The 12,792-nt window shown below is 64.5% G+C and carries 10 protein-coding genes; 6 read left to right on the forward strand and 4 right to left on the reverse strand.

Annotation, left to right across the window (positions count from 1 at the left end):
* Positions 1-21: 21 nt before the first annotated feature.
* Both Pla111_RS02405 and Pla111_RS02410 read left to right on the forward strand, forming a co-directional pair.
* Positions 22-3,177, forward strand: a complete 3,156-nt coding sequence (locus Pla111_RS02405; RefSeq protein ID WP_146570994.1) for a DUF4332 domain-containing protein — start codon at positions 22-24, stop codon at positions 3,175-3,177.
* 83 nt (positions 3,178-3,260) lie between these two features.
* On the forward strand, positions 3,261-4,007 hold the full coding sequence (locus tag Pla111_RS02410) for a hypothetical protein (protein WP_146570996.1): 747 nt from the start codon (positions 3,261-3,263) through the stop codon (positions 4,005-4,007).
* 37 nt (positions 4,008-4,044) lie between these two features.
* Here Pla111_RS02410 and Pla111_RS02415 read toward each other — a convergent pair whose 3' ends face one another.
* From Pla111_RS02415 to Pla111_RS02425, 3 genes are all read right to left on the reverse strand, one after another.
* Complete coding sequence (locus Pla111_RS02415; RefSeq protein ID WP_146570998.1) at positions 4,045-4,428, reverse strand: response regulator transcription factor; 384 nt, start codon at positions 4,426-4,428, stop codon at positions 4,045-4,047.
* Positions 4,429-4,662: 234 nt separating this feature from the next.
* Positions 4,663-5,820 (reverse strand): UDP-N-acetylglucosamine--N-acetylmuramyl-(pentapeptide) pyrophosphoryl-undecaprenol N-acetylglucosamine transferase, encoded by a 1,158-nt coding sequence (locus tag Pla111_RS02420; protein ID WP_146571000.1) that lies wholly within the window; start codon positions 5,818-5,820, stop codon positions 4,663-4,665.
* A gap of 275 nt (positions 5,821-6,095) precedes the next feature.
* Positions 6,096-7,496 carry a glutamate ligase domain-containing protein gene (locus Pla111_RS02425; RefSeq protein ID WP_146571002.1) on the reverse strand — a complete coding sequence of 467 codons (1,401 nt, stop codon included), beginning with the start codon at positions 7,494-7,496 and terminating at the stop codon, positions 6,096-6,098.
* Between the two features lie 444 nt (positions 7,497-7,940).
* Between Pla111_RS02425 and Pla111_RS02430 the strand changes: the two genes are divergently transcribed.
* The gene (locus Pla111_RS02430; RefSeq protein ID WP_146571004.1) at positions 7,941-8,630 is read left to right on the forward strand and encodes a hypothetical protein; all 690 of its coding nucleotides are present in this window, start codon (positions 7,941-7,943) and stop codon (positions 8,628-8,630) included.
* Between the two features lie 20 nt (positions 8,631-8,650).
* Here Pla111_RS02430 and Pla111_RS02435 read toward each other — a convergent pair whose 3' ends face one another.
* Positions 8,651-9,463 carry an ImmA/IrrE family metallo-endopeptidase gene (locus Pla111_RS02435; protein WP_146571006.1) on the reverse strand — a complete coding sequence of 271 codons (813 nt, stop codon included), beginning with the start codon at positions 9,461-9,463 and terminating at the stop codon, positions 8,651-8,653.
* A 249-nt stretch (positions 9,464-9,712) separates the two neighbouring features.
* Between Pla111_RS02435 and rimO the strand changes: the two genes are divergently transcribed.
* The 3 genes from rimO (at position 9,713) to Pla111_RS02450 (ending at position 12,666) form a co-directional block, all read left to right on the forward strand.
* The gene (rimO, locus tag Pla111_RS02440) at positions 9,713-11,101 is read left to right on the forward strand and encodes a 30S ribosomal protein S12 methylthiotransferase RimO (RefSeq protein ID WP_146571007.1); all 1,389 of its coding nucleotides are present in this window, start codon (positions 9,713-9,715) and stop codon (positions 11,099-11,101) included.
* Positions 11,102-11,178: 77 nt separating this feature from the next.
* Positions 11,179-11,835, forward strand: coding sequence for a CDP-diacylglycerol--glycerol-3-phosphate 3-phosphatidyltransferase (gene pgsA / locus Pla111_RS02445; RefSeq protein WP_146571009.1), 657 nt, complete (start codon positions 11,179-11,181; stop codon positions 11,833-11,835).
* A gap of 3 nt (positions 11,836-11,838) precedes the next feature.
* Positions 11,839-12,666, forward strand: a complete 828-nt coding sequence (locus Pla111_RS02450) for a CPBP family intramembrane glutamic endopeptidase (protein ID WP_146571011.1) — start codon at positions 11,839-11,841, stop codon at positions 12,664-12,666.
* The last annotated feature ends 126 nt before the right edge of the window (positions 12,667-12,792 follow it).

Genomic DNA, 12,792 nt, shown 5'->3' on the forward strand with positions numbered 1-12,792 from the left:
GGGAAGGTGGAGAGAACAGCGATGACCGTAATCGGACTCGAAGCCTACGAGGGTCCTACCCAGCGCGCATGGCGGCTGGACCGACTCTCGCCGGGGTTGAACGTCGTGGCTGGCGACGCGCTCGAGCGCGCTTCTGCCGCGGGATTGCTCGCGCATCTGGTGCTCGGCTGGCGCGATGCTCAGGACGACACCGGCGGCTGGCGCGAGGGACAAGCTGTTGTTCGTCAGGGGCGATCCGAAGCAACCCTGCGACGGAGGGGTGAGCCGCAAACGGCTCGTCTCACGATCGCATCGGGCACAGCGCCGAGCGGCACAGGTTTAACAGCGGTTGATCCGTGGCGAGCCGGGGCACCGGTCGAGGTGATCGCCGAGATTTTTTGCCCGCGCTTGCGTCCCGTGGATCATGCGTTGGCTCGGTTGCTTTCGCCACGCGTAGCAACAGCGATCCGTAATCTGCTGGGCAGCCCCGTCATTACGGCGGTGCCCGGACGCGAAGCCGACGATCGTTCCCGATTGGCCGCGGAACGCGACGCGATCGCTGCCCGCATCGAGACGCTGCTTTCAGAGCGACGCCGCGAGAGCGCAACGCTGGAAGGCACCCTCCGCGAGATCGACGATACGCTCGATCGACTCGAGAGCGAGCTGGACGATCTGCGTGGTCGGCTAGCGTTGTTGGATCAGCAACTCCACGCCAGCGAATCGCGTGCGCGGTACGCGGAATTAGCCCGTGCTGCGGAGCAGACCCAGGATCGTCGGGCGGCGGACGATTTTATGCCGCGTCGGGATGATCTGGATCAGCAGATTGAGCGCTGGCGCCGGACTCTCGCCGAATTAGATCGCCGTCAAACGACCGTCCGAAGCGAACTCGCTCAAGCCCATCCGACCGATGCTCGGCCCGAGATCGCCCTTGCCGACCAGCGGGCCTGCGTTGCGGTCGCCGAACGGCTCGTTGCCGACCTCGAGAGTGAGGTCGCACGCTTTGCGCACGTGTCGGGCGCACCGCACTGCGTTTGTGCCGACGCCCATCCGCGTCTCAACCCGCTGGTCGAGACGCTCGGAGAGCACGTCGCACGGTTGCGGAGACTTGTTGGCGAACAAGGAGCCGCCCTCCGGTGGCAAGAGCTGAGCGACGAAGCCGAACGACTAGATCGCTCGCGGAGCGAGCTCCGCACGCAGCTCGATAAGCTGCTCGAACGACGCGAGACGCTGCTCCGCACCACCCGGCCCCGTGCCGAGGAGCCGCTCCGCGCAGAATTCGACCAAGGTTTCGACCGCCGCCAGGGCGAGGTAGCCCGCGCCGAACTTGCGACGCGGTTGGCGGACACCCAGGCTGAGCGCGACGCTCTGCTCAGTCGCAGGACGGATCTCAACGAGCGTCGGACAAGGCTGCTCGCGCCGGCTGAGTTGGCAGACCTGCAGCAACAGCTCGCAGCAGCGCAGTCGGCGCTAGCTGACGGCGGTTCGTGGGACCGCCAGCCCCATAGGTCGAATCGCCGCACGACCCTGCGGGCCTCGTCGGCGCTGGCCAAACTTTCCGACGGCGATTTCCGTGAGCTGCACCTCGCCGTCGGTGGTCGTTCGGTTGAAGTGGTCACCTCGCGAGGCCAGCGCTGTGGTTTGGAAACACTGAACCCCGAGCAGCGTCACTTGGTCTTGTGGGCGTTACGGCTGGCGCTGGCCGATGCCTGCTTGGCGGCCGGCGTTTCGCTGCCGCTGATTATCAACGAACCGTTTGGGCCTGAGTCGGCCTCGGCAAGCCATCGCGATACTCACACCAGTGAGCACGGTGGTGTTTCCCTCTCCGACCGCTCGGCCGCCAATCTTGCCATGCTGCTCGATGACCTGCGCCGTGGCGGTGCCCAGGTCTTTCTGTTCACGAAGCGACGGGCCGCGCTGGATCGCTTCCGCTCGTTGGGGCACGAGGTGCGGCAGATCGAGATGGCAGTTTCGGTGCCTGCGAAGCATGCGGCCCCCGTGCCGAAGGTTGTCACACCGCTTGCCGAAGCGCCCCCGATCCGCGAAACGGCTCAGCAGGTGGTGGTCGCTAAACGCGACACGCTGTTGTCGGTGGAGGATTCGGTGGAGCGTTTTCCCGTGCCGCTCGGTGACCGTTCAGAGGTGTTTTCCCGCTCACGGATCCGCACCATCGGGGACCTGATGTTCGCGGATCCGAGTGCGGTGGCTGAAGAGATCGACCGCGACGACGTCACCCCCGAACTCGTCTCGTTGTGGCAGGCCCATCTTTCGTTGGTTTGCACCGTGCCCGGTCTGAGCCTGCAAGACGCAACGCAACTAACCGACGCCGAGATCTACTCGCCCGAAGAGCTGGCCGAGGCAGACGCGGAGGTGCTGCGGCAGCGTCTGGCGGTGTGGTCGAACGATGGCTCGTCGTCGGAACGGATCGCTGGTTGGATCGAGCGTGCGCTCGATCGCTTATCCGGCTGGCAAGCACGCGGCTACGCCGAGCGCTGGGCCCGGTGTCACACGGAACGCCGCGAACGGATCCGTGAGAATGCCAATCGCCGACTGAATCGGCGGCGTGGTGAGACGGGCAGCGGTTCGACCCTGCGGATCCGCCGCGAAGAACGCCTTGTATCGCAGCAGGGTGGATCGGAACGAGCGGACCGCATTGAGCGACGCCGTCGCCGGGACGACCGCGATCGCAGCGAGCGGCGTTCTGAACGGTCGTCACGCTCGTCGAAAGGCCGGCTGAAGGCCGCTGATGAAAAGCCCAAGGGGCCGCGCTTCTACCTCGAACTATCGGACGAGATTGAAAAAGCCCCCTCGATCGGCCCGAAGCGGGCCGCAACCCTGACCGAGATCGGTATCGCGACGGTGCGGCAGCTGCTGGACGCCGATCCCGCCCAGCTCGCGGAACAGCTGGACGATCGTCGGGTCGATGCCACGGTGATCGTTGCTTGGCAGCATCAGGCGAGCCTCGTGTGCCGGGTTCCCGAGCTACGAGGGCACGATGCGCAAGTGCTGGTCGGTTCGGGCTTCACGACACCAGAAGAGATCGCCACCATGAAGCCCGCCGATCTGTTCGAGTTTGTGGACGCGTTTTGCGATACGAACGACGGCCAGCGTGCGTTACGAGGATCAAGCCGGCCCGATCTTGAGGAAGTCGGTCAATGGATCGCCGCGGCCCGCCAACGGCGGGTGCTGGGGGCCGCCTGATCGGCCACCGCTTTGACTCGCGCGCGATACCGTCCGTATACTAGCGGCAGAAACACTGCTCGCCCGGAAGGATGCTCGCCCCGATGAATCGCTACGCGTCGCTGTCGGATGATTTCTATCTCAATATGAATCTGAACACCGAGATGGAGTTGTCCCGCAGCCGCGAGACAATCCTCCACTTCGCGGAGCAGATGCAGAAACGCTACCCGGAGATGAAGAACTTCTACGCCCGGGACAAGAACGACTTTGTGCTGGAAGAGGACAAAGATCGGGGGGCCTATCGCTGGTGCTCGATCGAGCCGCGGCGTGTTGCGTCGGGATTCGTCAACCCGGATAGCATCGAGTCGGCCCTGGAGCAGCACCGGCGGGCGCTTGAGCTCGCTCCGTACGAGCTATCGGTTAGCCCTCTGGATTGCGAAGCGCTCGACCTGCTTGTGGGGTTCGATTTTAGCTGTCGGGCCAATCACAACGAAGTGGTCGCGGGGGCGCTTGGCGTGCCTCCCGCCTTCGAGAAGTTCGCCTCAATGCCCGGGGCCACCTTCATCAATAACGAGCCGACACTAACGATCTCGCTCGACGAGGATTGCCGTACGCAGGTGCGACTCGCCATCGAGACGCGCACCTCTCCGTATCACATCCGCACCGGCGAGTACCAAGAGGAGCAGCTCAGCGCTTATGTCACGGCCCGCCGCTATGGCAGCCTTGAAGCGGGAATGACTTACGTCGAAGCAATTGACGAACTTGCCAAGCTCTGCTTCGAAGCGCTCGATAACTACGTGATCGAGGCGGTGCTGGAACCGTTAGCGCGCACGATCGCCCTGGACGGTTGAGAAACGCAAGCCAAGACCAGCTCAATCCTCACCGAACTCAATCCTCTTGGTCGCCCAACACGCGACGCACCGCGTCGATCATCCGATCCATCGGAAACGGCTTGTGCAGGTAATCGACCACGCCGAGCGTTTGGGCGTAGGCTTTGTGGCGATTGCCTTCGTTGGCCGTCATCATGATGATCGGCGGATGGGCTTCTTCGCTACGGCTGAGCTTTTCCAACACGAGGATGCCGCTCCGCTTGGGCATCATCATGTCGAGCAGCAGCAGGTCGGGCTGCTCGCGGACGGTGAGCGCCAAGCCCTGATTACCGTCGCGGGCTACCAGCACCTCGTAGCCGTTTGACTCCAGCGCTATACGCAGCGCTTGGATGATCTCCCCGTCGTCATCGACGATCAGGATACGCTTAGGGGAATCAGCCATGAATCGCGGTAGGGTGGGGCGTTAAGGAGGGGGAGGCGTTGTGCCCGAAAGGGGGGGCAGGCGTAGTGCCCGGCGTTACCGCCGTTCCGCCGGGCAGGACCCGCTGAGCAGGTCCGCTTGCTCAAGGGTCGATCGGGCTGCCAATCAGGGGGCGGCACCACCGCCCGCTAGATCGGTGTATATCGCACCTTTGCCCTCGCACGCAAGCGACGGCCGCCCGGGGGGCCTTTCGCCCTAGGCCGCGGCCGCCCGCCGGGATGCTGCGCCCTTCGGTGCGGTTGCCAGTCCGAGGGTCTCCATGCAGGCTTCAGCGACGGATCGGGCGGCGTCGTGTCGAACCAGCGTGGCGGCTGCCTCGGCCATGCGTGCGAGCGTCGCCGGTTGGGTTGTCAAAGGCCCAAGCTCCGCGGCGATCGTATCCGAGAGCGTGCCCCGCGTCTCATCGATGATGCGACACGCCTGAAGACGCTCATAAACCTTGGCGTTAGCAATCTGCGATCCGTGCCGCGATAGGGTGTCGGGAATCACGAGCATGGCGGTGCCTGAGAGGGCTATCTCGGCCATCGTGCAACCACCCGCAGGGCAGACAACCAGGTCGGTTTCTCGTAGCAGGTCGGCCAATTCGTCGATGTAGGTGACCACCAGCGCATCGATCCCCGCCTCTTGGTAGCGACGCTCGGTTTCGACCAACTGACCTTCGCCGGTCTGGTGAATGATTCGCCAGTTGCCCAGCTCACCCGCGAGGCGGGCCGCAGCGATCGGCATCGCTTCGTTCAGGGTGCGAGCTCCACCAGAGCCACCAAGCACTACGAGGCGGCGCTGACGCAACGGATCGGCATCGGCCACGCAGCGCGAAGGACGCTCGCCAAAGGCCTGAAACGAGGGCCGCACGGGGACGCCCGTCACCCGCACAGGGGCTTGTACGGGCAGGTGTGCTCGGGCCTCTTCGAATCCGAGGCACACGGCGTCGGAAACGCCCGCGAGCCAGCGGGCCGCAAGCGACGGAATGGCGTTCTGTTCCAGCATGACCATCGGCAGGCCCCAGCCATGGGCCGCCCGCATGACGGGGGCCGAGGCGTGCCCGCCGAGTCCCACGACCAGCGTGACGCCTTGCTCTTTGAGCATCCACCTCGACGCGAAGAAGCCCAACGCATTGTCCGTGACAAAGCGGAGCGATTCCCAGGCCGAGCGGGGCTTGGGGCAGCAGGGGATCGCCGAGTAGGCGTATCCGGCTGAGCGGATCGTGTGCCGCTCGATGGGGCGACCATCGCCGGCAAACGAGATGTGCACGCCCGGCAAGCGCGCCTCGATCTCCGCGGCGATAGACAGCCCCGGATATAGGTAGCCCAGCGACCCGCCGCCGGCGAAAAGGATGTGGTGCCCGCAGTGCATGACTTGTGCGGCCCGTCGAAGAGCCCCTCTCGGTGTGTCTGCTGAACGCCGGCGTGAGCGGTTGCTCGCCGCCGGCGTTCAGCTTGTGAAGCTTCATCGAGAACCGCCCACGATTGCCGATTGACCCAGTAACCGGCGCGCGTGGACTCAAAGGCTCCTACCCAGGGGAGGGTGATCGAGCGAGACCCCGCAATCTCGCAACGACCGTCGATGAAGCTTCCATCAATGGCTTGGTGATTTGAAAAAAAGGGAAACGTGAGACCTCGCGGCCTCGATTAAGCGGCCCGACGCTGTTGATCGCTCTGCCGACGGCGGCTCATCAGGGCGTCGATCCAGGCGGTCTCGGCCGCGGCGGATTCGTGGGTGGCCCCCGCAAGGACCACCACATCGCCTTCATCGGCGAGGCCCAATGCGATCGCGATCGCGCTCTCGCGGTCAGCGACCGCGGTAACCCGTGGATCGGCCAGCGTGAGCCCTTCGGCGCGACCGACCGTGAACGACCGGTCTGCCAACGCCTCAAGAACCGTCAGTTGTTGCTCGGCGCGGTTGATACGCTCGGACAACTCGGCCACGACAATGACGCGGCCGGTGGTGAGCTGATCGGCGCTAACCAGTGTCTCGCGCAGGTGCGTCGGGTGACGCGCACAGTCGGTTAGCACAATGACCCCGTCCGCGGGAGCCTGCCGTTGCAGGTGCTGCATCGGGTCGGGAGCAATCGAGAGCGACCGGGCTGTCGGAGCAAGCTCAAGTCCCAGCGCCACGGCAACTGCCAACGCTGCGCCGCCTTCGCGGCGTCGTTGTGAACCGGGGCGATCCAGGTCGAGGGCCGCGGTGTGGCCCGAAGCGGTTGCCAGCACGCGCTGTCCCGCCGTGTGTTCCGTGTTAACAACGATGCGGACATCAGCGTGGGCCGCGGAGCCAAACGTGAGCAGCGGGCCGGTGTGCTGTGCGGCTATCCGCATGCATTCGGCGTCGTCGGCGTTCGCGACAAGAATCGTGTCACGCGATAACGCGCCGAGTGCCGCCGCCGTGCGGGCGCGGCGTTCCTGGGTTGTGGGGCCGTTCAGCTGGATGCCTGTCAGGCAGGCGATTCGCGGAGGTACACGCAGACCATCGGAACGCGTGGTGGCGAGCACCGTCATCGCCGCGTTGTTGTTCGTTGCCCGCCCGAACCAGTCACCGATCGAAGGGCGATTGTTGTCGCTCAGTGGCGAGCACGTTTGGCCGTCGTCGTCGACTTGGTCGGTTCGGAGGGCCGTGGTTTGCCCCGCCATGGTCAAGATCGTGGCGATCAGCGTAGCCGTTTGGTCATTGGGATAGGACGCTGCCACGGTGATGACATGCGGTCCGGTACGCTGTTGACTGGTTTGGCTGGCTTCCTCACGAGCTGCGGCGGCAAGCACACGCCTCGCTTCCCAGCAATCCGCCACGATCAGTTGCGGGGCCGGAACCTCGGGCAGCAGCCTTTCGGTGATAACGGCAGCCGCGCCCCGCTCGGCCGCTTGGACCGCTCCGATGCAGTCAAAGCCGTCGAGGTGGACATAGACGTCACCCGGACGGATTGCGGTGGCCTGGTCGCAGATCGTCGATGCGACGGGATCCGCCGACGCCGGGAAAACCTGGGCGTCAGGCAGCAACAGTCGCAGACGAAGGGGGGGGGAACCGTTGGACGTCACGGCAGGCCGGCCTCCTTGCCGGAATCGGTACGCCGCGATCCGCGGCGGGTCGTCCTGTCCATCCTTGGGCAGGGCGGGCGGAGCGTCTTGGAATTGCCCTCAAGCGTCAAGGCGATTTTCAAGCCGGCGATAGCGGCTTGCAGCGTCGGCATGGGTTGGTGTGGCGGTGAAACCGATGTCGCAGGTACGCTCCCGCCTATGCCGTCACCGTCCTCACCGCCGACACCGCCGAATGGCCTCAAAACGCTCTCTGGCCTCTTTGCCACCCCTTTAACAGGCCACACAGAGAGCCCCCCTACGCGACCGACAAGTGATCCTACGGCAAGCCACCCAGGCGTGGTTGTCACGGTTGTTCTGGACGATGGGCTCCACGGTCAAACTACGGTGCTGGCACCGACCCGGTCGCTTGCCCCCAGGACAGCCATTGGCGGACCAGCGCGACCGATGTACGCGAACAAGGTGCCCGACCGCTGGGAGTTCGCCCACCAGATTGAGCGCCGGCAACCCGCGTTGGCGATCCTCGCGCGCGCGCTGCCGCTCGCCGATGCTAGCGACTTGGCGACGTTGCCTGAGAGTTTTCCGGCAACCCGATTTGTCCAATTGCTGGGGCCGTGGTGCGAGGGCGAACAACGCACGGGGCGTGTGCTCGACGGATACGAGCGGGTCTTTTGGCATCGTTGGTCGTCATGGTGGACGACCGCCTATCCGAGCGTGTCGCCAAATTCTTTTTTGTCGCCCAGCACAGAGAAGCCGCGCGAACGCACGCTGCTGGTTGATTCAGTCCATACCGAGACAATCCGCACACTGTCGGACAGCTTGGCCGCCGAAGGCTGGCGGGTTATTTGCCGACGCCGCTGGCAGGGCGAGTCCGTTGACGCCGCGTTGTGGGAGGGCCGACAGCTATGCGGGGCGGAAGCAGCAGCACTTGCCCGCTTTAAGCGTCTCGTCGCATGCGACGTGCCACTCATCACGCTGCTCGACTTTCCACGTCCCGAGACCGTTGCGGCTGCCACGATGCTGGGAGCGACCTCCGTTTTTGGCAAACCCTATGAACGGGACGAGCTACTCGCAACGCTCGACGCAGCCGCTTTGGTACCGTCGGCGCGGGATGAGATTCTGTTCCACGCAGCTTAAGGCGGACCGCCAAAAACCGTTCACGCGGCCCAGCTCTCGTGATCGGGCTGAAACGGTTCGTGGTAGGTGTCGTCGGGCAGGTCGAGGTCGAGCCCGTCACCCAACTCGGTAAACAGGATCTCGCGCTTCCAGCCGGGTTCGTGGATCGGCCAGCACCGCACGATCGCGCTACGTAAGAGCGGGCTGTCGGTGGCCGCTGCATCCAGCAAAACGGGTTGCCCCAACAGGTGTGCGCGACGTTGGCCGAGCCGCTCGCTGCGTAGCAGAGGCAGTTTGGTGCCCACGGCTGTGCTCCGCCGCCACACGAGTTGGTCGTGATCAAAAAGCGACACAACCAGCGGCTCGTCGAGCGCTTCGATCAGCCGGCGGGCGATCAGCTCATGGCTGGCGGTTGCGAAAACCTGCTTTGTGTGGAACAGATTGTGATTGGTGTCCAGGTAAACGCGGGCCAACCAGCGGCGGGGCACCAGCAGCCGCCCCGCCAGGGCGTTGGCAGCCTCCTCACGCAGGACCCCGGCTTCGAGCGGATCCGCGCCGACCAGCTCGAACAGCCGATGGCAAAAAGCCTCGCCCACTTCATGCGCGACCGCCCAGTGGCGGCGTTCGGGGCGAGCCTCGGCACCGAGCACCACGGCTCCGTGGGCCGTACCGACCCCCCGCACAAACCGGCCACGCTCGGCGATTCGCTCGTCGCGGATCACTCTGAGGCCCAGCTCGTGAGCAACCCGGAAGGCATCAACCGGCGGGCGATCCACCGCCGCCTCCCAGAGTAAATCCTCGGCGACACGATCCAGGGCACGGCGCATTTCTTCGGGCGAGACATCGGCGAGCATAGCGCAAAGTTCCGGAGATCCGCGGGTTTAGTGTACAGGCGAACAGTTTATCAGGACCTCGTCATGATGCAAGCAACTCCCCGATTAATCGTCGCGATTGGGCAACACGATGGTTTCTGCCTGTGTCACGGGAACCCTCCGCCCGGATTCTTCTGAGAACCCCGCCGTAACAAGGCTTGTTCAGCGACGCGAGCAGCGTGAAGATAGGGGGCTCACGATTTCTCTTAGTAATCACGCGAGGCGCCCGCGTTGGCCGCGACTTTTACCGACAATCTGCAACTTGCTCAGGCTGCAAAAGGACGCTACGCGTTCATCAGCCTTGGGTGCCCCAAGAACACGGTCGATAGCGAGCGGATGCTCGGTCTGCTTCAGCTCGATGGTTATGAGTTGATCGATGATCCGACGAAGGCTGACTTCGCGATCGTCAACACCTGCGGGTTCATCGAGGCCGCGCGTAACGAATCGTTTGCCGCGATCGATGAGATGCTTGCGCTGAAACGCGCGGGCGACCTGCGCGGGGTGATCGTTAGCGGTTGCCTTGCCGAGCGTCAGCAGCAGGCGTTGCTCGAAGAACGGCCCGATATCGACCACCTTGTCGGGGTTTTCGGTCGTGACGAGGTGACCCGCGTCGCGGATCGGTTGCTGGGGGGCCTTGAAGAGCAGCGGTTGGTTTTCCATCCGGCTCCGGCGCGGCCGTTACCTGACACAGGCCGCATGCGGATCACGCCGCGTCACTTCGCGTATCTAAAGATTAGCGAAGGTTGCGATCGGCTGTGCACGTTCTGCGCGATCCCCAAGATGCGTGGCAAGCACGCCACCAAGCCGATCGAAGAAGTGATCGCCGAGGCAAAGCAGCTGGCGTCCGACGGCGTACGCGAGCTGGTGGTGGTTGCTCAAGACACGACCTACTACGGCATGGACCTCTACGGCGAGCCACGGTTGGTGGAACTGCTGGCCGAGCTTGAAAAGATCGAAGGTTTTGACTGGATACGGCTGATGTACCTGTATCCGATGTACTTTAGCGATGAGTTGATCAACGCGATCGCGGCGAGCGAGCGGATCGTGCCCTATCTGGACATGCCACTCCAGCACGCCAGCGACCGCATGCTCAAGCGGATGCAGCGGCGCGTTTCCTCGGGGCCGACGCGCGAGCTGATCCACAAGCTGCGTGAGCGGATCCCCGGGCTGACGCTGCGGACAACCTTCATCACGGGCTTCCCTGGCGAGACCGATGCCGACTTTGCCGAGCTGTGCGACTTTGTTGAGGAGTCACGCTTCGAGCGGCTGGGGGTCTTCACTTACTCGCTCGAGCCCGATACCCCGGCGGCCCGGTTGCCCAACCATCTGCCCGAAGAGGTCAAGGCCGAGCGGCGTGACGTGCTGATGGAGCTTCAGCAGCAGCTTGCGTTCGCCGACGCCGACTCGAAGGTGGGCCGCACGATCGATGTCTTGATCGATAGCCGCGTGCCAGGAGAAGACTCGGCGTGGATCGGTCGGACCGAGGCCGACGCGCCGGACGTCGACTGCGTGGCTTACGTGACGGGCGAGGGCCTCAAACCGGGCGATTTGGTCGCTTGCGAAGTGGTTGCCCGTAACGATTACGACTTGGTCACCGTCGCCGTCGGTGAACCCCGCTAGCCCTGCCGCGCACGAGTGGTCGGTTCCCTTGGCTAGCGGGGCCGATCGGTGCCGCCATTCGCAAGCCCCGATCTCGCATGCCCTCTGATCCTGTGCCGCGGACCGCCAACTTGCCGGCGGAGAACACGGAGCCCCCGGTCGGTTCGCTCGCCGACGTGCCCAACCAGATCACCGTCGCGCGGCTGGTGGCTACCATCGCGTGCTTTGCCTGTTTGTCGTTTGGCGCGATCGCGGCGGGGCTAGTCCTGTTTATCCTTGCCGCGGCAACCGATTGGGCTGACGGCTACTGGGCCCGTCGCTGGGGCCCGATAACCAAGCTGGGCCGGGTGCTCGATCCGCTGGCGGATAAGCTGCTCATTTGCGGTGTCTTCGTCTATCTCGCGACGATGCCTGATTCCGACGTGCCGCCATGGGTTGCGGTGCTGGTCTTGGCACGCGAGTTGGTGGTGACGGGGCTCCGTAGCTTTGTTGAAGGGGCCGGGGGCGACTTCTCGGCGGTCTGGCTTGGTAAAGCCAAGATGGCAGTGCAATGCATCACCGCGGGGCTTTGTCTCTTGCAGAGCGCGGGGCTGGCGGGGATGCGATGGCCGGGACCGTGGCTCACCTGGAGCCCGCAAGCGTGGACCGTGGTGGACTCGTTTGTCGTGGCCACGGTGGTGCTCACCGTCTGGTCAGGCGTTACGTACGGGATTGCCGCTTGGCGGTTTGCCACGCGTGCAGAGGGGCAGCACTAGCCGATGGACCCGCCCGCCGCCGAGTCGCCTGCTCTGGCGGCGATCGTGCTTTTGCTCTTTTCGATGAGCCTGCTGCTCTGGGCGGGCGTGTTGGTTCGCGGGGCCCGCGGCGGTTCGGCAATCGACTGGCGTCGCCGTCGTCGTGTGCCGTGGGGGCCGGCAGCGGTTGGCCTGCCGCTGCTGCTCACGGCGATGCCGCTCCTCACGCTGGCATCGCGCGGCGAGGTTGCTCCCGACCCACGGCCCGTTGATATCGCGGATGCGGCAACGGTTACGGGAGCCTACTTAGGATTTATTTTTCTCGCGGTGCTCGTGGTGAGTTCTCACCAGACGACAAGCCGCAGTGACTTTGGAATGCCCGCGGTCGGCGAGCGCTCGTTGCTGCGCGACGCTCTGCTGGGAATGGCAGCCTGCCTGGCGGCGCTGCCGTTGGTGTATGGGGTGCAGGGACTCGTGGTGAACGGTTTGGAACTCGACGCCTCGCATCCGATGCTCGAAGCGCTCGCTGCTGCTTCGCTCACTCAGAAACTCTCCGCCGCGTGGCTGGCTGTTGTCGTGGCCCCCCTGATGGAGGAATTTGCTTACCGGGTACTGCTGCAAGGGTGGCTCGAACGATTCGCTCGCCGGACGGCCTGGTGGCCCCTGATAACCAGCGCGGCGCTCTTCGCCTTGGCCCACCAAGGGCAGGGCTATGCTCCGATCGCTCTGGGCGTGTTCGGCCTCGTGATCGGCTACGTCTATCGCCAGACGCATCGCCTGATGCCCTGCGTGGCGATGCACGCTCTGTTTAACGGATTGTCGTTCGGATTAGCGCTCTGGATGGCGGGCTGAACGTGACAAAAACCGCCAGTTCCGGCCAGTGAGAAGCTATCAGCACAATGAGAAACACTCGGGACGCCGATGGGCGACCGATTGCCGCAGAGTGCCTCGCGTTGCTGAGGAGATGGGAGCCGCCTA

Origin of the sequence: Botrimarina hoheduenensis (assembly GCF_007859815.1) — a bacterium.
GTDB classification, from domain to species: Bacteria; Planctomycetota; Planctomycetia; order Pirellulales; family Lacipirellulaceae; genus Botrimarina; species Botrimarina hoheduenensis.

What these genes read in the sequence shown, in the direction of transcription:
- Pla111_RS02450 (WP_146571011.1), top strand. Translation starts at nt 11,839, where the DNA reads ATGGACCCGCCCGCCGCCGAGTCGCCTGCTCTGGCGGCGATCGTGCTT.
- Pla111_RS02410 (WP_146570996.1), top strand. Translation starts at nt 3,261, where the DNA reads ATGAATCGCTACGCGTCGCTGTCGGATGATTTCTATCTCAATATGAAT.
- Pla111_RS02420 (WP_146571000.1), bottom strand. Translation starts at nt 5,820, where the DNA reads ATGCACTGCGGGCACCACATCCTTTTCGCCGGCGGCGGGTCGCTGGGC.
- Pla111_RS02405 (WP_146570994.1), top strand. Translation starts at nt 22, where the DNA reads ATGACCGTAATCGGACTCGAAGCCTACGAGGGTCCTACCCAGCGCGCA.
- Pla111_RS02415 (WP_146570998.1), bottom strand. Translation starts at nt 4,428, where the DNA reads ATGGCTGATTCCCCTAAGCGTATCCTGATCGTCGATGACGACGGGGAG.
- Pla111_RS02430 (WP_146571004.1), top strand. Translation starts at nt 7,941, where the DNA reads ATGTACGCGAACAAGGTGCCCGACCGCTGGGAGTTCGCCCACCAGATT.
- pgsA (WP_146571009.1), top strand. Translation starts at nt 11,179, where the DNA reads ATGCCCTCTGATCCTGTGCCGCGGACCGCCAACTTGCCGGCGGAGAAC.
- Pla111_RS02435 (WP_146571006.1), bottom strand. Translation starts at nt 9,463, where the DNA reads ATGCTCGCCGATGTCTCGCCCGAAGAAATGCGCCGTGCCCTGGATCGT.